We start from the raw sequence: 21,525 nt of genomic DNA, 5'->3' as shown, positions 1-21,525 counted from the left end.
CGACAAACTCACTGATTCGGTGCGAATCAAGAGCGTAAACGCACCGTTTCCGTCCGGTTTTTGGGTGCATTTCCATCCACTCTGGTGCAGTGCCAACAAGTACAAACCCGCACTTGAAAAGACAGACCGATCCAACTAATATGACAGTTCACTGAGTATTTATTTCGGATCTTTCAACGACTGGATGGAGCCATGGATTGGATCAAGGTCGCCTCGGCGCAAGAGCTGAGCAACGATGAAGCGAAGACGGTCGACGTCGCTGGCTACGGGGTTGCGCTGTACCGGATCGACGACGAGTTTTTCGCCACAGACAGCATGTGCACCCATGCCACCGCTCTGCTGTCGGAGGGTTACGTGGAAGACGGTTGTGTCGAATGCCCCCTGCATCAGGGCCGCTTCGACATTCGTACGGGCAAAGCGATGTGTGCGCCGGTCACCGTGGACCTGCGCACCCATGCCGTGAAGCGGGAAGGCGATCACATCTACGTGTTGTCGCCTGCCGGCAAATGACCTCACGCGGTATCGTCATCGTCGGTGCGGGCCAGTCGGCGGCTGTCGCGGCACACGCCCTGCGCGAGCATGGCTACAGCGGGCGCATCACGATGCTGGGGCGCGAGCGCCACAGACCGTACGAGCGCCCGCCTTTGTCCAAGGCCGTCCTGGTCGCTGCCAACGCCCCCCGGCTCGACGTCCTCACGGACGAATCCTGGGCGCGCAGCAAGATTGACCTGCTCAGCGGCAGCGATGCGGTTGCACTGGATCTTGCGCAGCAGCACGTCCGCCTTGCGGACGGGCAGGTGCTCGAGTACGAGATCTGCCTGCTCGCCACCGGCGGCGAGGCCGTCACGCTCGCATCCGTCCCCGCCGGTCGGCCGGGTGTGCACTACATCCGGACTCTGGATGACGCGCGCAGGCTACGCGCAGCCCTTCAAGGAACGCCGCAAGTCGCAATTCTTGGCGGGGGTTTCCTCGGCCTCGAAATCGCCCACTCGGCACTGTCCGCAGGCGCTTCGGTGACAGTGCTCGAACGCGCCACAGCCCTGCTCGATCGCTTTGTGCCGCCGCAGGCGTCGGCATGGCTGGAATCGCGAACGCGTGCAGCGGGCGCAACGCTCCTGCTCGGTGCTTCCTGCAGCGGCGTCCATTCACTGCCGGCCGGTCGGTCGCGCCTGAGCACCAGCACCGGCGATCTGGAAGTGGATGAGGTGGTCGTCGCCATCGGCCTGTTGCCCAACGACGCGCTGGCGCGCGATGCGGGGCTGCAGATCGCGGCAGGCGGCGGCATTCTGGTCGACACGTCCTGCCGCACCAGCGACGCACACGTGTTTGCATGTGGCGACTGCACCAGCCAGCGCCGCCCCGGCCAGGCGGCACCAACGCGCCTCGAATCCTGGCAGAACGCGAACGAGCAGGGGCGCACTGCCGCTGCCGCCATGCTGGGCCTGCCTCTTCCTGCACCCGCGGTGCCGTGGTTCTGGACCGACCAGGGGAAACACAACATCCAGATGCTGGGCCTGCCGGCCAACGATCTCGAATATGTGCGCCGCGGCGACCCGGCCGACGACAAGGTGCTGTGGATCGGCCATCGGGGTTCTGTCCCCTTGCACGGCGTCGCCATCAATGCGGGCGCCGACCTGCGAGCCGTTCGCCCTCTCTTCGAACGTGGGCGGCCCGTGCAGCTGGAGGACTTTCAACTGGACGCCACCAATCTGCGCACATGGGCCAAGCAGATGCAGGCCGACGTCGCGACCACCGCTTAACCACCTCTCTCAAAGCTAAGGAGCTTTCATGTATCAATCGCAGGCGGTCATCGGCATCACGAATGCCCGAAAGAACCCGCCCTTGGAACATTGCGTCTGGCCAGCGGACGCCATGAACAACATCCCGGACTGGGTCTACACCAGCCAGGCGATCTATGACCAGGAGATCGAGCGCATCTTTCGCGGCGACACCTGGAATTTTGTCGCCCTGGAAGCGGAGATCCCCAACCCGGGCGACTACAAGCGCGGCTATGTCGGCGCCACGGCCGTCGTGATCGTGCGCGCGGAGGACCACACGATCTCCGTCTTTGAGAACCGCTGCGCCCATCGCGGCGCGGAGTTCTGCCGCGCCAGCCAGGGCAATACGAAGGAGTTCGTCTGCCCCTACCACCAGTGGTCGTACGACCTCAAGGGAAACCTGCAGGGCGTTCCGTTCAAGCGCGGCATCAACAAGGTGGGCGGCATGCCAGCGGACTTCAAGAACGCCGACCACGGCACCCGCCAGTTGCGTGTGGCCACACGCAACGGCGTGGTGTTCGCCACCTACTCCGACAAGACCCCTCCTCTGGAAGAGTACATGACCCAGGAGATCGTCGAGGAGTTCGACGTTCCCTTCTCGGGCAAGAAACTCAAGATCCTGGGCTATTGCCGCAACGAGCTTCCCTGCAACTGGAAGATGTACCACGAGAACCTCAAGGATCCGTACCACGCAACGCTACTGCATTCGTTTCTCGTGGTGTTTGGCCTTCTCGTGCCTGGCATCAAGTCGATCGTGTTTGCAGACAAGGCGCATGGTCGCCATGGCTTCATGGCGTCGGCCAAGCCAGACGAGATCTATGCCACTGTCGCCGACGACGACAAGGCGCAGATGCGATCCTTCAGCGACAACCTCCGGTTGCGCGACGAACGGTTCCTGGACTATGTACGGGAGTTCAAGTCGCCCTGGTCCGCCAACATGATGACCATGTGGCCGAACCTCATCGTTCAGCGCCAGATGAACACGATGGGTGTGCGCCAGATCATCCCGAACGGTCCGAACAGCATGGTGATGCAGTGGACGATGTTTGGGTACGAGGACGACACGCCGGAGATGACACGGCACCGCCTGCGTCAGGGCAACCTGATGGGCCCGGCCGGCTTCCTGGGCCTCGAGGACAACGAGGCATTGAAGTTCGTGCAGGAAGGCCTGCGCAACTCTTCCACGGACAACAACGTCGTCAAGCTCGATGCAGGCCACCAGGGCACGGCACGCAATCTCATCTCCGAGTCCTGTATCCGCTCCCTCTACCAGTACTACCGGGACGTGATGGACATCCGTGTCGCGGAGAAAGCAGCATGAAGGATCGCCTCGCCTACGCCAGGACCACCCTCTCGCCGCGACGCGCAGCCGAGCTGCGCGCCGAGATCGAGTCGTTTCACGTCGAGTACTGCGCGGTCCTGGATGCGAACGACGTCGAACGCTGGCCGGACTTCTTCAGCCAGGAAGCGACGTACCGCGTGACCTCGCGCCAGAACGCGCTCTTGAACATGCCCGTGGGACTCATCTACTGCGAAGGCCTGGACATGATCATCGACCGCGCCCTCGCCGTCGCGCACTCGCAGATGTTCGCGCCGCGGCACATGCTGCATGTGCTGGGGATTGCGCGCGTGCTGCAAGAGACGGGAAACACGATCAGTTCCCAGACGCCCTTCATCCTCATGCAGACCCTGGTGGAGGGCCCATCCACGGTGCACCTGGCCGGGGTCTATCACGACCGCTTCGTGCGCGAAGGCGAACGGCTGCTGCTTGCCAGCCGTGAAGTGATCCACGACACGGAAATTCTCGACACCGCCTTGGCGTACCCCGTCTGAGGCCACCTAGGAAGACCATGAATCAAACCCCAAAAATCGCGCTGGAGGAGCACTTCTCCGCTCCCGGCTTCAATGCCTACTCAGCCCCATACACGCGAGCGCTTCCCGCCGAATTCGTCGCCAAGCTCGACGCCAGGCTGGCCGACTTCGACGACCAGCGCCTTGCGGAAATGGACGCAGGGAACATCGAGTACGTCGTGCTGTCGCAAACGATGCCCGGTGTACAGGCTGAGGCGGATCGCGACACCGCCGTGCGCCGAGCACGTGAGAACAATGAGTTCCTTGTCGAGCGCGTGTCGCGCCATCCGCAACGCTTCGGCGCCTTCGCCCACGTGGCCATGCAGGACCCGAGCGCCGCAGCCAAGGAGCTGGAGCGCACCGTCGTCGAACACGGCTTCAAAGGCGCGATGATCAACGGCCATACCCTGGGTCGCTACTACGAAGGTGGCGCGTTCGATGTGTTCTGGGAGCGCGCGCAGGCGCTCGGCGTTCCCATCTATCTGCATCCCAACGCGTTCAGCCAAGCGCCGGCCCTGCTCGAAGGCATGCCGGTGCTCCAGGGCGCTGCATGGGGATGGGGCGTCGAAACGGCGGGCCATGCGTTGCGCCTGCTGTTCGGCGGGGTGTTCGACAGATTCCCGCGCCTGACCCTGGTGTTGGGCCACATGGGGGAGGCCCTTCCGTACCAGCGCTGGCGCATGGACAGCCGCTTCGCCGCGTATCCATCCGGCATCAAGTTGGCGCGCAAACCCAGCGAGTACATCGGCAGCAACATCGTGATCACCACGTCCGGCGTGTGCTCTGCACCGGCCCTCCTGGGCGCCATTGGCGAGCTCGGGGCACAGGCCGTGCTCTTTTCGGTGGACTACCCCTACGAGTCCACGGCCGAGGCCTGCACCTTCATCGAAGACGCACCTCTCGACGACAAGACGCGGGCACAGGTGTGCCATGGCAATGCGCGCCGGCTCTTCAAGCTAGGCAGCCCGGAAGACCTGGCGCTGCTGCAGTTCTGACACTTCACTCCAAAGGACGAAAAAATGGCAGTCAGCGATTATCAGATGATCAAGGCCTGGGACGAGGTCCTGAAGCTCAGCAAAGTGGAGCGCGGACAGACGGTCTCCATTCTGTGCGGCCCCCACACGCACCCGCAGACGCTCCAGACAGCGACGATCGCCGCGCAGGCCGCAGGCGCGATCGTGACGAGGATCGAACTGCAACCCATCAACGCGGAAAAGGCCACCAGCCGCGACCTGATGAGCTACCTGGGCGCAACGCCCCTGACCGACAACCCGGTCGCGCTGGCGGCGATGAAGAACAGCGACCTCGTCCTGGACTTGATGCTGCTGCTGTTCTCGCCCGAGCAGATGGAGATCCTGGAGTCGGGAACGAAGATCCTGCTGGCCGTGGAGCCGCCGGAGGTCCTGGTGCGGGCGGTGCCGACCGAAGCCGATCGCAAGCGCGTGCTGGACGCGTCGAAGCTGCTCAAGAAGGCCAAGACGATGCACGTGACCTCGCCGGCCGGCACGGACGTGACGTTCCAGCTCGGCGAATTTCCGGTCATCACCGAGTACGGCTTCTGCGAGGAACCCGGTCGCTGGGACCACTGGCCGAGCGGCTTTCTCTTCACTTTCGCCAACGAAGGCGGCAGCGACGGCACCATCGTGATCGATCGCGGTGACATCCTGCTGCCGCAGAAGAACTACGTCTCGGACAAGATCACGATGAATCTGAGCGGCGGTTTCGTGCGCAGCATCGAAGGCGACGTCGATGCCGCCCTGCTGCGCGAATTCATGGAAGCCTACAAGGACCCCGAGGCCTACGCCATCGCGCACATCGGCTGGGGGATGCAGCCACGGTGCTACTGGCACACGCTGTCGCTGATGGACCGCGAAGCGACGACCGGCCAGGATGCGCGCTCGTTCGAAGGCAACTTCCTGTTCTCCCTGGGCCCGAACAACGAGGCCGGCGGCTCTCGCACCACGCCTTGTCACCTCGACATTCCGCTGCGCAATTGCACGGTGGCGCTGGATGGCATCGTCGTGGTTCGCGACGGCAAGGTGATCGACGGGGCTTTCCAATGAGCTTCGATCAAGACATCTACCAGAAGCAAGGGTTCGGCAATGCCGTGGCGCCCATGGCGCCCTACGGACTGTTGATCATCGACTTCATCAATGGTTTCGCCGATCCGCTCACGTTCGGCGGCGGCAACATCGGCCCCGCCATCGAATGCACGCGCGGGCTTCTCGCCCAAGCCCGCCAGCGCCAATGGCCGATCGTGCACACGCGGGTCGTGTATCAGGACGATGGCGCCGACGCCAACATCTTCGCGCTCAAGGTGCCCCCCATCCTTGCCCTGCGCGAGGATGCGCCTGAAAGCCAGATCGTTCCGCAACTGCAGCCGGTGGCCGGGGAGTTGGTGCTGCGCAAGACAAGTCCCTCGGCCTTCTTCGGAACTTCGCTGGCCGCCTGGTTGTCCCTGCGCGGCATACGGACCCTCCTGATTGCCGGGTGCACGACCAGCGGCTGTGTCCGCGCCAGTGTGGTCGACGCCATGTGCCACGGGTTCCGCCCCCTCGTCGTGACCGACTGCGTGGGGGACCGGTCGCTGCAGGCCCACGAGGCCAACCTGTTCGACATGAATCAGAAGTACGCGACCTTGATGGCCCGTGATGTCGCCCTTGAGGCGACCACCAGGGCAGAAAACGGCGCCTCGGTCTGACATCCGTTCGAAGGTCCGTCACCTCGTTCGAACCCCTGGCGCTCACCGCGCCAGGCACGCCCCACTATTTGGAGAAAAGAATGACCATCAAATTCGTTGCCGCCTTGGCGGTCTCACTCGCGACGATCGCCTTTCAGGCCCGCGCCGACGTCATCAAGGTTGGCGTCATCGCGCCGATGTCCGGACCGTTTTCGGCCGTGGGGCAAACCTGGGAGGGTGCGACCAAGGCATACCAGAAGCTCAATGGCACGACCGCGGGCGGGCACACGATCGAGGTCATCTATCGCGACCTTCCGGAGATCAATCCCGCGCAAGCCAAGGCCCTGGCACAGGAACTGATTGTCAAGGAAGGCGCCCAGTACATCGCCGGCCTCTATTTCACTCCTGACACCCTGGCTGTGGCTGCGCTCGCGCAGGAGGCCAAGGTACCGGTCGTGATCTTCAACGCGTCGACGTCCTCGCTTCTGGACAAGTCGGACTTCCTGCTGCGCACGTCGTACACCTTGCCGCAGATGGCGGTCCCTGTGGCCAAGTACGCGCTGGAGAAGAATGTCAGGAATGCCGTCACGCTCGTCAGCGACTTCGGTCCCGGCCTGGACGCCGAGAAGGGCTTCACCACGGCATTCGTCAGCGGCGGAGGCAAGCTGCTCGAGGCCATCCGCGCGCCGCTAAAGACAACCGACTTTGGTCCTCTGATGCAGCGCGTGAAGGCGCTCAAGCCCGACGCCCTCTACGTCTTCGCCCCAGGCGGTCCTGCGACCTACGCGATGGTCAAGGCATACAACGAGGCTGGGTTGAGGGCCGCCGGCGTGCGCTTTCTCGGCACGGCCGAGACCGATGAGGACCAGCTGCGAGCGATCGGCCCGGATCTTCTCGGCATCGAGACGGGCATGTTCTATTCGGCGACGCACAACTCTCCTCTGAACAACGCCGTCATCAAGGCCCTCGGCGAGGTTGCCCCCAAGGCCATTCCGACCGTCCAGCTTGCGAACGCGTATGACGGTCTGCATGTGATCTATCACATGGTCAAGGCAACCGACGGGAAGCGGGACGGCGCCAAGGCGCTTGTCAGCGCCAAGGGTCATTCCTGGGAAAGTCCGCGAGGCCCCGTGAAGATCGACCCGGCTTCGCGCGAGTTCGTGCAGAACGTCTACATGCGCGTGGTCGAAAAGGACCCGTCCGGACGCTACGTCAACCGGGAATTCCGGACGTTCGAGATGCAGCCCGACTACGGCCGCACGCAGAACGCTTCCAAGTAACGCAGAGTCTGCAGCATGTCTCTCGCGCTTCTTAGCAGCATTCTGATCGACGGGGTCGCGTACGCGATGATCCTGTTCATGATCACAGTGGGCCTGTCGATGACGATGGGCCTGATGCGGGTGGTGAATCTGGCCCATGGCGCCTTCGCGATGCTCGGTGGCTTCCTCGCAGCCACGATCCCGCAGCGCCTGGGCGTGCCGATCTGGCTGGGCTTCGTGCTGGCCATCGTTCTGGTCGGACTGGTTGCGCTGCTGTTCGAGCGCATCCTGCTTCGGCGCTTCTATCGACGTGACGACCTCGATCAGATGCTGATGACGATCGGGCTGATGTTCGTGGCAACAGCCGCGGTGAATCTGCTGTTCGGATCCACTGTGACATCGGTGGCGCTGCCGGAGCTGTTCAACGGCACGGTCGATCTGGGCTTTCGGTCCATCCCTCGGCATCGGCTCATCGTTATGGCGTGTGGGCTCGTGGTCGTCTGCATTCTCTGGCTGGCGGTGGACAAATCTTCCTTTGGCATCCGGGTACGCGCTGCAGTCGACAACGCGCCCATCGCACGGGCCATCGGCATCGACACGACGAAGATCTATGCCGCCACTTTCGTGATGGGTGCAGCGCTCGCAGCTCTGGGAGGCATCGCTGGCGCGGAACTGCTGCCCATGGAGCCGACCTACGCCTCCAAATACCTGGTGATCCTCCTGGCCGTCGTCGCCGTGGGAGGCAACGGAAATCTGTTTGGCTCATTCTTTGCAGCGTTGCTGCTCGGCATTGTGGAGACTTCGATGAAATACATGGTTCCGCAGCTCGCATCGGCTGCGTTTTTCCTGACGATGATCATCGTCCTGCTGGTTCGACCGCAGGGGTTGTTCGGGAGACACGCATGAACGCGGTCAGTGCGCCCATGACGGTGACCGCACCGTCTCGCGTCCGCCCGTGGATGCAGCTGCGGGGGGAGCTCGTGCTGATGCTGGTGGGGCTTCTGGCCTTCGTGCTGTTCCCGCAGGACCTCGGTTTGCTCACCAACATGGCGACCATGTCCATCTTCGCGCTGTCACTGAGTCTCGTGCTGGGGCAGGCAGGCATTGCGACCTTGGGCCAGGCCGCGTTGTACGGCAGCGGCGCCTACGTCGCGGGCTGGACGGCGCTGTATCTGACGGCAGATCCGATTGTGGGCTTGCTGCTGGGCGGGCTGGGCGGCGGCGTGATCGCGCTGCTGAGCGGCGCCGTCATGCTGCGGTCGACCAAACTGACGCTGGTCATGCTGACCATCGCGGTCGCCCAGCTGCTGCTTGAACTGGCCAATTGGGCGAGGTGGCTCACGGGCGGCGACGATGGACTTGCCGGCTTCAACATCGGTCCCTTGCTGGGCATCTGGGAATTCAACTTCCTGAGTTACACGGGCTATTTCTATGCCCTGGGCGCACTTGTGCTTGTGTACTTCCTGCTGAGGAACCTTGTGGAGTCGCCGTTCGGCCTCACGGCCCGGGCGATCCGCCAGGATCCCGGACGCGTTCAGGCGCTCGGAGGGCGCGTCTATTTGCACTTGCTGGCCGTCTACACGGTCGGCGGCATCGTGGCCGGGCTGGCTGGCGCATTGACGGCACAGACCAGCAAAGTCGCCAACCTCTTCATGCTGGATTTCACGACATCGGCCGGTGTCGTGGTCATGATCGTTCTGGGTGGAACGCGCCGTCTGTCGGGCGCCGTGCTCGGCACTGTCGCGTACATGACCATCCATCACATCGCATCGACCTTGAACCCCTATCACTGGTTGTTCTTCATTGGGTCGATGCTGATCGTCGTACTCATCGTCCTGCCCGAAGGCTTGATCGGACTTGTGGACCGCACTGTGGCGTACACCAAGCGGCCTGGCCGCAGTGGGGTGGCTCGATGACCCACCGACTCCAAACCCACGGCCTGTGTCACTCCTTTGGCGGCCTGGCGGTCACGCAGAACGTCACGCTGTCCCTCCCCCTAGGAGCCCGCACTGCATTGATCGGTCCGAATGGCGCTGGCAAGACGACTTTGGTCAACCTGCTGAGCGGGGCGATGCGCCCGCAGTCGGGTGACATCCAGCTGGACGGCCGCTCGATCGTCCAGCTGCCGCAGTACGCACGCGTGCGCAACGGCATCGTTCGCACGTTCCAGATCAGCCGCCTCTTCAAGGAACTCACCGTGGCGGACAACGTCAGGGTCGCCGTGTTGCAGCGGCACCGGGCTTCCATGCAGTGGTGGCCCTCGCCGGCGCGTTCCGCACGCGTGCGGGAAGATGTCGACGAGACACTCGGCATGCTGGGACTGCACCCCTATGCGAACCGGGTGGTGGGACAACTGGCACTGGGCGAGCAGCGACTTGCGGAGATCGCCCTGGCACTCGCGATGAAGCCCCAGGTGCTGCTCCTCGATGAACCGGGCGCAGGCGTACCGCAGGGAGAAGGCGGCCGGATCATGGAAGCCATCGGGAGCTTGCCGAAGGATCTATCCGTCCTGCTGATCGAGCACGACATGGACCTGGTGTTCCGGTTCGCGTCGCACATCATCGTCCTGGTCGCCGGTGCGGTGATGGTCGAGGGGACGCCGCAGGAAGTCGCTGCCAACGAGCAGGTCAAGCAAATCTACTTCGGACGAGACGGTCATGCCCAAGCCCACCATTGAACTCCGGTTCGACGACGTCACCGCAGGCTATGGCGGCCTGCCCGTCCTCGAGCATCTCAGCTTCAGCGTACGCGAAGGCGAGCGCCTTGGTCTGATCGGACGCAACGGCGCCGGCAAGACCACGACGCTCGCGACAGCCATGGGCCTGGCCGACCTGATGAAGGGGCGCATTCATTTCGGCGGCGATGACATCGGCAACGCGAGCACCTACGCACGCTCGCGCGCTGGCCTCGGCTACGTACCGCAGAGCCGCGACATCTTCCCCTCGCTGACAGTGGAGGAGAACCTACTGTCGGGCTTGCAGGGACGCTCGGCCAGCGTTGCCCTGCCACCGATCTATGCGCTGTTTCCGCGGCTCAAGGAGCGGCGACGCAACGGAGGCACGCAGCTGTCGGGCGGCGAGCAGCAAATGCTGTCCGTGGCACGGGCACTCGTCGGGCAGCCGCGCATCCTGTTGCTCGACGAACCGCTGGAAGGCCTGGCGCCGATGGTGCGCGAGGAGCTGATGGACGCCATCGTCCGAATGAGTGATCAGCTCGGCGTGGGCTGCATCATCGTGGAGCAGCACGTGGATGTCGTTCTCGAATTTTCCAACAACGTGATCGTGCTGGAACGCGGCCTCGCTGCCTACTCCGGGTCAGCCGCGGTGCTGAGCGGCGAAGAGGCATTGCTGAACCGCACCATCGGCATCCAGAAGTGCTGAAGACGAATTCATCATTTGTTCAACGTGGATCCGCACATGACGCCCTCTCCTCATTCACCTTCGGAACTGCGGCAGCATTGGCGCTACGTCCTGGGTTGCTTCCTCGGCCTGGCCAGTGGCGTCTCATCCCTGTACTTCTACAGTTCAGGTCTGTTCCTGAAGCCGCTCGCCGCCGAGTTCGGATGGACCCGAGGCACCGCGTCCCTGGGCTCGCTGATCAGCAGCGTGCTGCTCGGATGCGCGGCGCCGTTCATCGGACAGGTGATCGACCGGTACGGTGCGCGACGCGTCACCCTGCTCTCCCTGGTGGGCCTGTCGACATCGTTCCTGCTTCTGGGCGTTTGGACACAGGGGTTGGCCAGTTTTCTGGCGTTGGTCACGGTCCTGACGCTACTCGGTGGCGCGACCTCGCCCTTGTCCTTCACAAGGATCCTCGTGGGCAAGTTCTCTCGCCAACGCGGACTGGCCCTGGGCATCGCCATCACCGGGACGGGCGTTGGGGCCATCCTGATTCCGCTGATCGTCACGCCGGCCATTGCCAATTTCGGATGGCGAGCCACCTATCTGGGCCTTGCGGCGGTCGTCCTTGCACTTTTGCCATTGATTGCCTACTTCCTGCGGGGCGCGGATGCGGCCCCTGCAGAGAAGGGCCGCCGTGCCCCAGCCGGAAGTAACCTGAAGGCGCTGGCCGATCCGCGCTTCTTCCGCATTGCCGCTGTCTTCCTGCTGTGCTCGGTCGGCATCTTCGGCACGATCGTGCACGTCGTTCCGATGCTCACCGACCTCGGGCTTTCCCCGAACCGCGCCGCCGGTCTCGCCAGCATCCTTGGCGTGGCGGTCATCGTCGGACGAATCGTCACCGGCTTTCTGCTGGACATGTTCGATGCCGCGCGCTTGTCGGCGACGCTCTTCATGCTGTCTGCCACCGGCATGCTGCTGCTGGCAACGGGCCAACCGGCGCTGGTGCTTCCCGGGTTGCTCATGACTGGCTTCGCGGTCGGCGCGGAGTTCGACCTCGCAGCCTACCTGGTGAGCCGAAAATTCCCGCTGAACCTCTACAGCACCCTCTTCGGGGGTGTCTATGCCACGGTGGCCATTGGCGCCGGCATCGGGCCATTCCTCGCGGGACGGCTCTTTGACATTTCCGGCAGCTATGTCTCGTGGCTCTGTCTGGCAGCGGGACTGCTGCTTGCGGCCGCAATGCTCTGCCTCATGGAACGTCCGGCCGCCAGGCACGCGAGCGGCACGGTCGCAGCGGCGGGTCCGGGCGAGCGCTGAGTTCGCTACGCCTTCACTGGTCACGATGCACAGTCTCCGTGCGCTCCTGGGCCCGCTGCGCGTGTTCGATGCAGTGTGCCGCGCCAAAGGGATCACACGCGCCGCCCAGGTGCTTCATGTGACGCCCGGTGCAGTCAGCCAGCAAGTCAAGCTGTTGGAGGTCGGGCTCGGAGCGCAGCTGTTTCAGAAATCCGGCCGCGAGATCGAGCTCACCGCGGTGGGCAAACGACTGGCCCACCGCGTTTCGGATGCTTTCGATCGCCTGAACGATGCGCTCAATGACGTGGTCGATATCCAGCTGGACAAGCGGCTGCGCCTGAAGGTGACGCCGAGCCTGGCCATCCGATGGTTGGTGCCTCGCCTGCGCGGCTTCTACGCGCAACACCCCGACATTGACCTCGAGATTTCGACCATTGCAATGGCCGACGACATCCGGCTCGAGGGCGCTGACTGCGCGATCCGGCATGGCATGGGAGAGTGGGCCGATGTCGAGCTGGACCACCTCTTCGACGACGAATTTCTTCCTGTCTGCGCACCCCACCTGGCCAGGCATTTGAAGACACCTCAAGACTTGCTGCAAGCCAACCTGCTGCACTCGATGATGCGGCCGGAAGCCTGGTCGCTCTGGTTCAGTTCGGCCGAACTTGTAGATTCCCCGCGTCTGCATGGAATCACCTTGGCGAATGCTGCGCTGTGCTACCAGGCGGCGGCCGATGGATTGGGGATTGCCATCGCCCAGCGCGCCTACGTGGATGACGACCTGCGAAGCGGGCGGCTCGTCATCGCCGTGGATCACGTGGCCAGAACGGAGTCCGGGTACTACCTGGTCTGCGATCCGCTGAAAGCGGCAGAGGCTCCCGTGAAGCTTTTCAGAGATTGGATCCGTTCTGTCCGGTAGCAAGGGGTATCGAAGAAGGCGTCAAAGACTGATCGCCGCGATCCCCGCCAGCACGATCACCGCGCCGGCAATGCGGCGCGCGAGATGACCCTCGCCAAACAGTCTGCACGCGACGAGTGAGCCGATGACGATGGACGACTCGCGCAAGGGCGCGACAAGCGCCACCGGCGCCTTCAGCATGGCGGTGAGAACGAGGATGTAGGCGAGCGGGGAGAACACAGCCACGATGAGGATCGGCACGGCGTCGGCACGGATGGCCGCTCGAATGCGATGGCGCCGACGCAGCAAACTGGGGGTCAGGATCAGGCTCTGCAGCAGCAGCGTGGCGGCGTAGTAGCTCACAGGCGCCAGGTGCAGCGCGACGACCGAATAGCCGTCCCAGACCGTGTAGGCGGCGATGGTCGCCCCCGTCGCGGCGCCCCAGAGCAAGCCCTGAAGCGGCCGGCGGCTTGCGCTTCTGAACGGGTTGCCGGTGACGACGAGAATGCCCGCCACGACAAGCGAAGCGCCGAACATCGCGGCAGCGGTGAGCTGTTCGTCCAGGAGCAGGATCGCGAACAGCATCGCCAGCACCGGCCCGGTGCCGCGGGCGACCGGATAAACCACCCCCAGTTCGGCGCGTTCATAGCCGGCCTGCAAGGTCAGGGAGTAAGCGGTGTGCAACACGGCCGAGACGGCGGCGCCCGCCGCGAGCTGCCAGCCGGGCACCTGCTGCCCATCCGCCATGAAGGCGAGGCTGATCGGTATGCACAGCAGCGCCGAAGCGTAGGTGTAGGCGCAGACGAACAGGACGGCATCACCGCGCTTGTACTTCGAGGCCAGGTTCCATACCGCATGGGCGACCGCCGCGGCGAGGACCATCGCGACGGTGCCGGGCGGCATCAGGCGATATCGGGCAGGTCGATGCCCGCCCGTTCGGCGCGGCGGCTGCGCTGCGGGTCGCGCAGCGCGACAGCCGCGACCAGGGCGTCGATCACCACGAGCTGCGCCAGCCGACTCCCGGCCGCGGCCATCTGGGCCGTCAGTGGTGCCCCGCCGACCACAAGCGCGATGTTCGCGAGTGTCGCCAGCGGTGTGCCGTACTGGTTGGTGATGGCGATGAGCGAGGCTCCGGCAGAAGATGCCGCATCGGCGATGGCGAGCGTCGTCGAGGTGCGCCCAGTCGAACTGATGGCGATGACGACGTCATCGGGGCCCAGGAGCCGCGTCGCGATCATTGCCGATAGATGGTCCGCAATGCCGATGGTCGTCACGCCGACCGCGCGCAGTCGGAAGACCGCATCGGCGGCGACCGTCGCGGAGGGGCCGGCTCCGAATGCGATCACCTGGCGCGCCTGCTCGATGGTGCTGACCGCCCGCTCGAGCGCCGACAGCTCCAGGGCTCCGCCGAGCGCAGTCAGTGCGTCAGTGCCTGCGCGGGTCGAGGCTTCGAGCACCGCTGCAGTCGTCGCACCCGCGGTGAGCACGCCAGGCGGCGCAAAGAACCCGGTGGTACCGCGGGCACGCGCGATCTCGATCTTCAGTTCGGTGAAACCGCTGAACCCGATCGCACGCGCTGCGCGGATCACGCTCGGCGGCGAAACGCCGGCACGGGCAGCCACCTGCGCGGTCGTGCTCGCGCCCACGAACAAGGGATCGGCGAGCAACAGTTCGACGACCTTTGCCTCGCTGGCAGCGAGATCGCCAGTTCGGGCCTGGATGCTTCCGATCCATTGCAACAAGCGCGCATTGCCTGAAACTCTATTACCATCTCTCTTCATATTCAGTAATAGATTACATTGCACCGGTGACGAGCGCAAGCATGGCGCGTACGGAACGCTGAAGGGACGCTCGAAGGAGTCTGTGTTCATGAATACAACAAGGGCTGCATCCATCGCCGTTGTGGGTCCCGGTGCCATCGGCACCGCGGTCGCGGCGGCACTGCACGAAGCCGGTCGCACACCGTTGCTGTGCGGCCGCACACCCCGGGCGTGCCTGACGCTTCAGGATGGCGATCGCCTCATCACCGTGCCCGTTCCGGTGCGGGTGGATCCCATCCAAATCGGTGGGGCGGTGGACCTCGTGTTTCTGGCGGTCAAGGCGACACAGATCGAGGCGACTGCAGACTGGCTCACCGCTTTGGGTGGCCCCAAGACTGTCGTGTGCGTTTTGCAGAACGGCGTCGAGCAGCTGGAGCGGGTCGCCCTGCATGCCTGGGCCGCGCAGGTCGTTCCCGCGGTCGTGTGGTTCCCTGTGCAGGCCCAAGCCGACGGCTCGGTGCGCCTGCGCGCAGACATGCGCCTGAGCCTGCCAGACACGTCGCATGCCCGCGTCGTAGCCGAGGCGCTGCAAGGCACACGGTGCCGCGTCGAGCTGGCCGCGAACTTCCACGCGCTGGCCTGGCGCAAACTGCTGCAGAACGCGGTGGCCGGATTCATGGTGCTCACGCAACGCCGCTCGGGCATGTTCGGGCGGCCCGATATCGCCGCGCTCGCCCTTGCCTATCTGCGGGAATGCCTGGCCGTGGCGCGCGCCGAAGGCGCAGAACTAGACGACGGGGTGCCGCAGGAGATTCTCGACAAATTCCAGGCAGCTCCCGCAGACATGGGCACGTCCATCCTCACGGATCGCGAAGCCGGCCGGCCGCTCGAATGGGATATCCGCAACGGTGTGGTCGCGCGTCGCGGCCGGGCTCGGGGGGTCCCGACGCCGATCAGCGATATGTTGGTGCCGCTGCTCGCGGCCGCGAGCGACGGCCCTGGCTGATCCTGCGGCCGATGAGCGCACTGTCGCGCCTCTTCCTCCTTGCCGCGGGCGCCGCAATCTCAGTCGAGTTGCTGTCCAGCCGGTGCGCGATCACCGGGCGCCACGGCCCTAATCCGCTTTGAACCCCGAAGCTTTGACCACCGGCTCCCAGAAGGCGCGCATTTCGCCGAACCTGGCTCGAGCCTCGGCCGGCGAGCTTGCCGTCTCCACAAAGCCGAGCGTGCGGATCTTGCGCGCGAACTGCTCGGTTGCCACCGCTTTTCGGATCGCAGTGCTCCATTCGGAGACGACGACGGCAGGCGTTCCAGGAGGCAGGCATATGGCCAATACGCCCACCGCGGTGAGCTCCTTTCGACCGAGCTCGCCGAACGTCGGAACGTCAGGCAGAAGCGGCGAGCGCTGCGCAGAGGTGACTGCCAGCACGCGAAGCTTGCCAGCGTTGTGGTGCTGTGCGAAGTCTCCGACCGTGGAACTTCCCGCGGCGACATTGCCACCGACCAGGTTCACGATCATCGGGGCTGCGCCCTGAAACGGCACGTCCTGCAGGGGCGTTCCGATGACCTTGGCGATCTGCAATCCCAAGAAATGGGTCGGACCTCCCGATGCGGCATGGCCGAAGTTGGCATGCTCGGGATGGGCGCGCACCCATTGGGCATATTCAGCAAACGTCTTGATGGGCGAGGTCGCGGGTACAGCCAGCGCCATCGGAAACTCGACCACCGTCGACGCCGGCAGGATATCCCGCTGCGCAGCGTAGTTGAGCTTGTTGAAGACGAACGGATAGATCGATTGCAGGAAGTCAGGACACAGCATGGCCACGCTTCCGTCGGCAGGGGCGGCACGCAGCGCATCGACCGCGATCTTTCCGCCGGCTCCGGGTTTGTTCTCCACCACGACCGTGCGATTGAGCGGCTCATGCAGCTGATCCGCAAGCGCTCGTGTGACGACATCGAGTGTCCCGCCAGGAGAGAAACCCACAAGAATCCTTGCGGGCGGTCGGCTGGCCGACTGCGCGATGGCCGAGGGCGTGCCGAAGGACACGGCAACGATGAGTGCGAGGCTGTAGAGCCAGGCGGTGCTCGGTTTGTTCAAGAGCTGCTCCAGGAAAATTCAGCGAGGTCACGTCGGTTGTTGCGGCGTCGGCACGAGGCCACCAGAGGGATTCGAGCGCGCAGCGACCCACGACGCTGGCGCCACTGCGCGAGGCAAAGTCAGCGACCGCGAAAGACCGGGGCGCGCTTGTCGGCGAAAGCACGACGCCCCTCCAGCCGGTCCTCGCTGTCCCTGAGCACGCCAAAAGCCTGGCGCTCCAGTTCCAGTCCACCTGCAAGCGGCAACTCCCGTCCGGTCATCGCCAAACGCTTGGCCGCGGTCATCGCCAATGGCGCATTGGCGGCCATTGCGCGTGCCAGGTCGATCGCGGTTTCCTGCAGCGCGGGAAGGGGAACGACCTTGCTGACCAGTCCGATCCGCAACGCTTCGTTGGCATCGATGCGTTCGCCCGTCAGCAGCATCCACATCGCGTCCGACTGGCCCACCGCGCGGATCAGGCGTTGCGTGCCACCGGCGCCCGGGATGCTGCCGACGCGCACTTCCGGCAAGCCGAACTGCGCGTTCTCGGAACAGATGCGGATGTCCGCAAGCAAAGCCAGTTCCAGTCCACCGCCAAGGGCATAGCCATTGATCGCGGCGATGACAGGCTTGTCGGTCTGCAGCGTGCCGAAGTTGGAATGCCGGGTACCGGCGCGAAAGACCTGCCGGGCTGCGCTGTCGGCAGGCGGCATCGTTTTCTTGAGATCTGCACCTGTGCAGAACGCCCGCTCGCCCGCGCCCGTCAGCACGAGGACGCGGATGCCCTCGTCGCTGGAGACCTCGTCCCAGATCGCGAGCAACTGCTCGTTGGATTCCGGGTCGATGGAATTCATGGCTTCGGGCCGATTCAGGGTGACGATGGCGACGCCGTCCTGGACTGTCTTGACGATGGGCATGGGTGTGTCTCAGTTCGAAGGAGAGTCGGCGGCGATGACCGCCTCGATGTTTTCCGGTGGCATGCCCAGTTCGACCAACACCTCGCGGGTGTGCTGTCCGAGTGTGGGAGCCGCTCGTCGCGCCTGGGGCCGCTCGCCAACCGCACCCATCACGCTGCGTGGCATCGTCAACGCACCTGCGACCGGGTGCTGCAAGGTCTCTGTGAGCGCTGCTTCGACGAACGGCGCGGACCGCGCGACCTCGGCATAGTTGTTGATCGGCCCGCAGATGATGTCCACGGCCGCGAACTGCTCGAGCCAGAAGGCACGGGAATGCGCGAGCATGCGTGCTTCGAGCAGGCGCAACAGCGCCTCGCGGTGCTGCAACCGATCCTTGTTCTCGGCAAAGCGCGGGTCCGATGCGAGCTCAGGCGCACCGATGGCGGCACACAAGGCCTGCCATCGCGCGGGGTGATAGGCCGCCACCATGATCCACCCGTCGGCGCAACGCAAGGCCTCGTTCGGCGTCGAATACGGCGCGGCGTTTCCCTGCGGGCCGGGCACATGGCCGTCCGCGAAATAAGACGCGAAACTCACATGCTGCAGCGCGATGGCGCTGGCGAACATGCTTGCTTCCACGTGCTGGCCCAACCCGGTGCGTTGGCGCTGCGCGAGGGCAGCCAGGATCGAGATGGTCGCGAACGACCCCGTGACAAGATCGACCACGGGCACCGGCACCTTGCACGGCTCGCCGCCGGGCGCGCCGGTGACACTCATGAGGCCGCTGACGGCTTGCAGCACGCCGTCCACCCCGGGCAGGTCCTTGGCGGCCCCGTGCTGACCGTACGCGGAGACGGAGCAATAGATCAGCCGCGGATTGGCCGCAGCCGCCGTGGCGTAGTCAAGCCCCAGGCGTTCCATCACGCCCGGGCGGAAGCTCTCCACCAGCACGTCCGCCTGCGCGACCAACTGCAGCGCCGCTTGCCGGTGGGTCGGCTGCTTCAGATCGAGCACGATGCTGCGCTTGTTGCGATTGAGCGCCAGGAAAGGAACGCCCTCGCCATGAACCCAGGGCGACAGCGCTCGCGACAGATCTCCTGTGGGGGCTTCCACCTTCACGACGTCGGCCCCGAGGTCGGCCATGCACAGCGTGCACGTGGGGCCCGCCATGACCTGGGTGAAGTCGATCACCTTCAATCCGCTCAATGCATTTGCGAGCATGCGACCTTCGATCTCGTTGGATGTTCTTCTTGGATCCGCATCGGTTCACTACACCGACGGGCTGCTGAGACTGCGTCCGCCGCAAACGTAAAGCAGCTGCCCCGTGACGTAGCTGGAGCCTGGCTCCGCGAAGAATCGAACGGCACGACCGATGTCTTCCGGCTGGCCGATGCGCTCCATCGGCACAGTCTTGTGAAGGCCCTGCCTGACCTCTTCGGTAAGCGTTTCAAACAGCGGCGTCTCGACGATGCCCGGGGCGATGGCATTCACGGTGATGCCCTTGCGCGCATATTCCAGCGCCAGCGAGCGGGTCAGGCTCACCACGGCCCCTTTGGAAGCGGAATAGGCCGCCTGGCCGCGATTGCCCAGCCAGGCACGCGAACCGATGTTGATGATGCGTCCGAACCGGTTTTCCGCCATCTGGGACAAGACCGCCTTGGAGCAAATGAATTGCGAATGGAGGTTGACCTCGATCACGCGGCTCCAGAACGCCAGGTCCATCTTGGAAACAAGCTTGTCTCCACCGATGCCGGCGTTGTTGACCAGGATGTCGATGCGGGCATGGGATGCCAGCAGTTGGGCCACCGTCGACTCCACCTGCTCCACGGAGCTCACGTCGACCTTGAAGGTCTTCACGTCGAACCCCTCGCTCGCAAGGCCGCGCTGGGCCGCTTGCAGGGCTTCGTCGTCGAAGTCCCACAGCGCGATGCGGCAGCCGGCCTGCGCAAGCTCGCGGGCGATGCCAAGGCCGATGCCCTTCGCCCCCCCAGTGACGACGGCGACGAGGCCTTGCAACGAGGCAGGCGCGGTTGGATTTGTCTGGTTCATGTCGACCCGATCAGAGCGAAAGAATATGGATGGCGCAGGCGGCGTGATCCACGCCCCAGATACCGCCGCCAGTCACCTGCGTGAGGCCGATGCGCGCCCCCTGCACTTGCCGTGCTCCCGCGCGGCCTTGCAACTGCTCGCAGACCTCCACGATCTGTGCGACGCCGGTCGCGCCGGGCGGATGTCCCTTGGCGAGAAGGCCGCCGCTAGGATTGACCGGCACCCGCCCGCCCAGGGCGGTCGCACCGCTGTGCAGCAACGCAGCCGCGTCGCCGCGATCGCAAAGCCCCAGCGCTTCGTAGTAGAGCAATTCGGAGATGGTGAAGGCGTCGTGCACTTCCAGCAGACTGAGATCCTGTGGTCCCACACCGGCCTGCTCATAGGCCAGCCTGGCGGCACGCGCCGTGATCTCGGCCTCTGTCATATCGACCGGCGTGGTTTCGAACAAGCCGGACTGCACCACGGACGCCAGCACCTGAACCGGCTTTGCTACGCCTTGGGAGGGCTTGGTGCTGAGCACGAGGGCCGCTGCACCGTCGACCACGGCGGGACAGCACTGCAGCAGCGTGAGCGGCTCGGCCACGGGGCGGGACGCAAGAATCTCCTCGCGGGTCGCCAGCTTTGCAAACTTGGCGATGGGATTGAGAACACCATGCTTTCGGTTCTTCACGGAGATGTCCGCAAGCGTCTCGAGCTTGAGCCCGCGGTCGTGCATGTAGCGCCGAGCGCGCATGGCGTACAAGGCGGGCATGATCATGCCCCGCCTGTTGTTCCAGTCTTGCTGGCTCAGCTGCAGCGGCCCGCCGCCCAGACCGCTCAGATGGTCCATCCCGAACACCAGGACGGTGTCGTACTGACCGACCTTGAGCGCCTGCAATGCGAGATTCAGTGCGGTCGCGCCGCTGGAACAGGCGTTGTCCACGTTGTAGACGGCGCCCCCGTGCGCATGCAGTTCACGCAGTGCCCGCTGCCCTGGCAACATGGCGCCGAGCGCGTTGCCGCAGTAGAACGCCTGTACCTCGGAGAGTCGCGTACCGGCATCTTCCAGGGCATCAAGAATGGCCGACTGGACCATGGCCTCTTCGGTGAGCTCCGGAAAGCGGCCGAAGTCGGTGATGCCCACGCCGGTGATCATTGGTTGCTTCATCTCATTGCTCCTGGAAGGCGTAATCGGGTGTGCCGTCCGGCAATGCGAAGGGCACCACGCGCACGCGGCTTTCGATCGCAGGCGGGCTTCCATCGAACAAGAGCCGACCGAAGGCGCGAACGCCCGGCTCGAAGTCGACCATCGCCAATGCGTAGGCGGGCTTGTCCTTGCCGGGATGGACCACCGTGAAGCTGTAGAGGGACCCGGTCGGGCCGGTCTCGATTTCGTCGATCGGTTGGTCGTGGTGGACGAACTCGATCGGCGGAAACTGGGGTGGCTGACCACCTGCCTGTGTGGCCACAAGCACCATGCCGCCAGGGGTGTCACGGATGTGGGAATCCGTGCGCTTGATGATCTTCAAAGGTGTCTCCTGTTCCGGTGGCGATGGCCACGGCAACAGGAAGTTTGGTGACCCAGGGCCGCCCCGTCATTGGATTTGTGCTGCGCATTCTTTAGCCGCCCTAAAGCGTGCAAAGCGTGTAGTTCTGCTAAA

At 64.5% G+C, this 21,525-nt stretch carries 23 protein-coding genes; 15 read left to right on the top strand and 8 right to left on the bottom strand.

The window, feature by feature from the left end:
• The first annotated feature begins 192 nt into the window (after positions 1-192).
• From VPA02S_RS21850 to VPA02S_RS21785, 14 genes are all read left to right on the top strand, one after another.
• On the top strand, positions 193-510 hold the full coding sequence (locus VPA02S_RS21850; protein ID WP_015867061.1) for a non-heme iron oxygenase ferredoxin subunit: 318 nt from the start codon (positions 193-195) through the stop codon (positions 508-510).
• On the top strand, positions 507-1,760 hold the full coding sequence (locus tag VPA02S_RS21845; RefSeq protein ID WP_062365583.1) for an NAD(P)/FAD-dependent oxidoreductase: 1,254 nt from the start codon (positions 507-509) through the stop codon (positions 1,758-1,760). Before VPA02S_RS21850 ends, VPA02S_RS21845 begins: the two co-directional genes overlap by 4 nt.
• 28 nt (positions 1,761-1,788) lie before the next feature.
• Positions 1,789-3,099: an aromatic ring-hydroxylating oxygenase subunit alpha gene (locus VPA02S_RS21840; RefSeq protein ID WP_062365582.1), complete on the top strand. Its 1,311-nt coding sequence runs from the start codon at positions 1,789-1,791 to the stop codon at positions 3,097-3,099.
• Complete coding sequence (locus VPA02S_RS21835; protein WP_062365581.1) at positions 3,096-3,611, top strand: aromatic-ring-hydroxylating dioxygenase subunit beta; 516 nt, start codon at positions 3,096-3,098, stop codon at positions 3,609-3,611. Before VPA02S_RS21840 ends, VPA02S_RS21835 begins: the two co-directional genes overlap by 4 nt.
• Before the next feature lie 17 nt (positions 3,612-3,628).
• Positions 3,629-4,624, top strand: coding sequence for an amidohydrolase family protein (locus VPA02S_RS21830; RefSeq protein ID WP_062365580.1), 996 nt, complete (start codon positions 3,629-3,631; stop codon positions 4,622-4,624).
• Positions 4,625-4,648: 24 nt separating this feature from the next.
• Entirely contained in the window at positions 4,649-5,692 is a 1,044-nt protein-coding gene (locus tag VPA02S_RS21825; RefSeq protein ID WP_062365579.1) for a 2,5-dihydroxypyridine 5,6-dioxygenase NicX family protein, read from the top strand.
• The gene (locus VPA02S_RS21820) at positions 5,689-6,330 is read left to right on the top strand and encodes an isochorismatase family protein (protein ID WP_062365578.1); all 642 of its coding nucleotides are present in this window, start codon (positions 5,689-5,691) and stop codon (positions 6,328-6,330) included. The genes VPA02S_RS21825 and VPA02S_RS21820 overlap by 4 nt, the downstream gene beginning before the upstream one ends.
• Before the next feature lie 80 nt (positions 6,331-6,410).
• Positions 6,411-7,589 (top strand): ABC transporter substrate-binding protein, encoded by a 1,179-nt coding sequence (locus VPA02S_RS21815; protein ID WP_062365577.1) that lies wholly within the window; start codon positions 6,411-6,413, stop codon positions 7,587-7,589.
• 15 nt (positions 7,590-7,604) lie between these two features.
• Positions 7,605-8,474, top strand: coding sequence for a branched-chain amino acid ABC transporter permease (locus tag VPA02S_RS21810; RefSeq protein ID WP_062365576.1), 870 nt, complete (start codon positions 7,605-7,607; stop codon positions 8,472-8,474).
• The gene (locus VPA02S_RS21805; RefSeq protein WP_062365575.1) at positions 8,471-9,484 is read left to right on the top strand and encodes a branched-chain amino acid ABC transporter permease; all 1,014 of its coding nucleotides are present in this window, start codon (positions 8,471-8,473) and stop codon (positions 9,482-9,484) included. The genes VPA02S_RS21810 and VPA02S_RS21805 overlap by 4 nt, the downstream gene beginning before the upstream one ends.
• Entirely contained in the window at positions 9,481-10,245 is a 765-nt protein-coding gene (locus tag VPA02S_RS21800; RefSeq protein WP_062365574.1) for an ABC transporter ATP-binding protein, read from the top strand. The genes VPA02S_RS21805 and VPA02S_RS21800 overlap by 4 nt, the downstream gene beginning before the upstream one ends.
• Entirely contained in the window at positions 10,226-10,948 is a 723-nt protein-coding gene (locus VPA02S_RS21795; protein ID WP_062365573.1) for an ABC transporter ATP-binding protein, read from the top strand. The genes VPA02S_RS21800 and VPA02S_RS21795 overlap by 20 nt, the downstream gene beginning before the upstream one ends.
• Before the next feature lie 36 nt (positions 10,949-10,984).
• A complete protein-coding gene (locus VPA02S_RS21790; RefSeq protein ID WP_062366012.1) occupies positions 10,985-12,226 on the top strand; it encodes an MFS transporter in 1,242 nt (413 codons plus the stop codon).
• Between the two features lie 25 nt (positions 12,227-12,251).
• On the top strand, positions 12,252-13,124 hold the full coding sequence (locus tag VPA02S_RS21785) for a LysR substrate-binding domain-containing protein (RefSeq protein WP_062365572.1): 873 nt from the start codon (positions 12,252-12,254) through the stop codon (positions 13,122-13,124).
• A 21-nt stretch (positions 13,125-13,145) separates the two neighbouring features.
• Here VPA02S_RS21785 and VPA02S_RS21780 read toward each other — a convergent pair whose 3' ends face one another.
• Both VPA02S_RS21780 and VPA02S_RS21775 read right to left on the bottom strand, forming a co-directional pair.
• Positions 13,146-14,006 carry an EamA family transporter gene (locus VPA02S_RS21780; protein WP_062365571.1) on the bottom strand — a complete coding sequence of 287 codons (861 nt, stop codon included), beginning with the start codon at positions 14,004-14,006 and terminating at the stop codon, positions 13,146-13,148.
• Positions 14,006-14,884, bottom strand: a complete 879-nt coding sequence (locus VPA02S_RS21775; RefSeq protein WP_062365570.1) for a MurR/RpiR family transcriptional regulator — start codon at positions 14,882-14,884, stop codon at positions 14,006-14,008. The genes VPA02S_RS21780 and VPA02S_RS21775 overlap by 1 nt, the downstream gene beginning before the upstream one ends.
• Before the next feature lie 88 nt (positions 14,885-14,972).
• Here VPA02S_RS21775 and VPA02S_RS21770 point away from each other — a divergent pair, with 88 nt between their 5' ends.
• The gene (locus VPA02S_RS21770) at positions 14,973-15,869 is read left to right on the top strand and encodes an oxidoreductase (protein ID WP_062365569.1); all 897 of its coding nucleotides are present in this window, start codon (positions 14,973-14,975) and stop codon (positions 15,867-15,869) included.
• A gap of 108 nt (positions 15,870-15,977) precedes the next feature.
• On the opposite strand, the gene VPA02S_RS21765 is transcribed toward VPA02S_RS21770, so the two are convergent.
• The 6 genes from VPA02S_RS21765 to VPA02S_RS21740 all read right to left on the bottom strand — a co-directional run bounded on the left by VPA02S_RS21765 (position 15,978) and on the right by VPA02S_RS21740 (position 21,393).
• The gene (locus VPA02S_RS21765) at positions 15,978-16,961 is read right to left on the bottom strand and encodes a Bug family tripartite tricarboxylate transporter substrate binding protein (RefSeq protein WP_062365568.1); all 984 of its coding nucleotides are present in this window, start codon (positions 16,959-16,961) and stop codon (positions 15,978-15,980) included.
• 119 nt (positions 16,962-17,080) lie between these two features.
• Positions 17,081-17,857 (bottom strand): enoyl-CoA hydratase/isomerase family protein, encoded by a 777-nt coding sequence (locus VPA02S_RS21760; RefSeq protein ID WP_015867079.1) that lies wholly within the window; start codon positions 17,855-17,857, stop codon positions 17,081-17,083.
• Positions 17,858-17,866: 9 nt separating this feature from the next.
• Positions 17,867-19,057: a CaiB/BaiF CoA transferase family protein gene (locus tag VPA02S_RS21755; protein ID WP_062365567.1), complete on the bottom strand. Its 1,191-nt coding sequence runs from the start codon at positions 19,055-19,057 to the stop codon at positions 17,867-17,869.
• 48 nt (positions 19,058-19,105) lie between these two features.
• Positions 19,106-19,885: an SDR family NAD(P)-dependent oxidoreductase gene (locus tag VPA02S_RS21750; RefSeq protein WP_015867081.1), complete on the bottom strand. Its 780-nt coding sequence runs from the start codon at positions 19,883-19,885 to the stop codon at positions 19,106-19,108.
• Between the two features lie 10 nt (positions 19,886-19,895).
• On the bottom strand, positions 19,896-21,032 hold the full coding sequence (locus tag VPA02S_RS21745) for a thiolase family protein (protein ID WP_026284315.1): 1,137 nt from the start codon (positions 21,030-21,032) through the stop codon (positions 19,896-19,898).
• A gap of 1 nt (position 21,033) precedes the next feature.
• On the bottom strand, positions 21,034-21,393 hold the full coding sequence (locus VPA02S_RS21740; protein WP_062365566.1) for a Zn-ribbon domain-containing OB-fold protein: 360 nt from the start codon (positions 21,391-21,393) through the stop codon (positions 21,034-21,036).
• Positions 21,394-21,525 lie beyond the last annotated feature (132 nt).

Origin of the sequence: Variovorax paradoxus NBRC 15149, assembly GCF_001591365.1 — a bacterium.
Taxonomy (GTDB): domain Bacteria; phylum Pseudomonadota; class Gammaproteobacteria; order Burkholderiales; family Burkholderiaceae_C; genus Variovorax; species Variovorax paradoxus.
The sequence above is the reverse complement of the archived record's forward strand: the minus strand, read 5'-3'. Positions and strand labels throughout refer to the sequence as shown.

Excerpts from the sequence above, each read along its gene's own strand:
- VPA02S_RS21835 (WP_062365581.1), top strand. The coding sequence starts at position 3,096 with ATGAAGGATCGCCTCGCCTACGCCAGGACCACCCTCTCGCCGCGACGC.
- VPA02S_RS21845 (WP_062365583.1), top strand. The coding sequence starts at position 507 with ATGACCTCACGCGGTATCGTCATCGTCGGTGCGGGCCAGTCGGCGGCT.
- VPA02S_RS21825 (WP_062365579.1), top strand. The coding sequence starts at position 4,649 with ATGGCAGTCAGCGATTATCAGATGATCAAGGCCTGGGACGAGGTCCTG.
- VPA02S_RS21815 (WP_062365577.1), top strand. The coding sequence starts at position 6,411 with ATGACCATCAAATTCGTTGCCGCCTTGGCGGTCTCACTCGCGACGATC.
- VPA02S_RS21795 (WP_062365573.1), top strand. The coding sequence starts at position 10,226 with ATGCCCAAGCCCACCATTGAACTCCGGTTCGACGACGTCACCGCAGGC.
- VPA02S_RS21755 (WP_062365567.1), bottom strand. The coding sequence starts at position 19,057 with ATGCTCGCAAATGCATTGAGCGGATTGAAGGTGATCGACTTCACCCAG.
- VPA02S_RS21840 (WP_062365582.1), top strand. The coding sequence starts at position 1,789 with ATGTATCAATCGCAGGCGGTCATCGGCATCACGAATGCCCGAAAGAAC.
- VPA02S_RS21810 (WP_062365576.1), top strand. The coding sequence starts at position 7,605 with ATGTCTCTCGCGCTTCTTAGCAGCATTCTGATCGACGGGGTCGCGTAC.
- VPA02S_RS21805 (WP_062365575.1), top strand. The coding sequence starts at position 8,471 with ATGAACGCGGTCAGTGCGCCCATGACGGTGACCGCACCGTCTCGCGTC.
- VPA02S_RS21850 (WP_015867061.1), top strand. The coding sequence starts at position 193 with ATGGATTGGATCAAGGTCGCCTCGGCGCAAGAGCTGAGCAACGATGAA.
- VPA02S_RS21775 (WP_062365570.1), bottom strand. The coding sequence starts at position 14,884 with ATGAAGAGAGATGGTAATAGAGTTTCAGGCAATGCGCGCTTGTTGCAA.
- VPA02S_RS21785 (WP_062365572.1), top strand. The coding sequence starts at position 12,252 with ATGCACAGTCTCCGTGCGCTCCTGGGCCCGCTGCGCGTGTTCGATGCA.
- VPA02S_RS21820 (WP_062365578.1), top strand. The coding sequence starts at position 5,689 with ATGAGCTTCGATCAAGACATCTACCAGAAGCAAGGGTTCGGCAATGCC.
- VPA02S_RS21780 (WP_062365571.1), bottom strand. The coding sequence starts at position 14,006 with ATGCCGCCCGGCACCGTCGCGATGGTCCTCGCCGCGGCGGTCGCCCAT.
- VPA02S_RS21830 (WP_062365580.1), top strand. The coding sequence starts at position 3,629 with ATGAATCAAACCCCAAAAATCGCGCTGGAGGAGCACTTCTCCGCTCCC.
- VPA02S_RS21800 (WP_062365574.1), top strand. The coding sequence starts at position 9,481 with ATGACCCACCGACTCCAAACCCACGGCCTGTGTCACTCCTTTGGCGGC.
- VPA02S_RS21745 (WP_026284315.1), bottom strand. The coding sequence starts at position 21,032 with ATGAAGCAACCAATGATCACCGGCGTGGGCATCACCGACTTCGGCCGC.
- VPA02S_RS21760 (WP_015867079.1), bottom strand. The coding sequence starts at position 17,857 with ATGCCCATCGTCAAGACAGTCCAGGACGGCGTCGCCATCGTCACCCTG.
- VPA02S_RS21790 (WP_062366012.1), top strand. The coding sequence starts at position 10,985 with ATGACGCCCTCTCCTCATTCACCTTCGGAACTGCGGCAGCATTGGCGC.
- VPA02S_RS21770 (WP_062365569.1), top strand. The coding sequence starts at position 14,973 with ATGAATACAACAAGGGCTGCATCCATCGCCGTTGTGGGTCCCGGTGCC.
- VPA02S_RS21750 (WP_015867081.1), bottom strand. The coding sequence starts at position 19,885 with ATGAACCAGACAAATCCAACCGCGCCTGCCTCGTTGCAAGGCCTCGTC.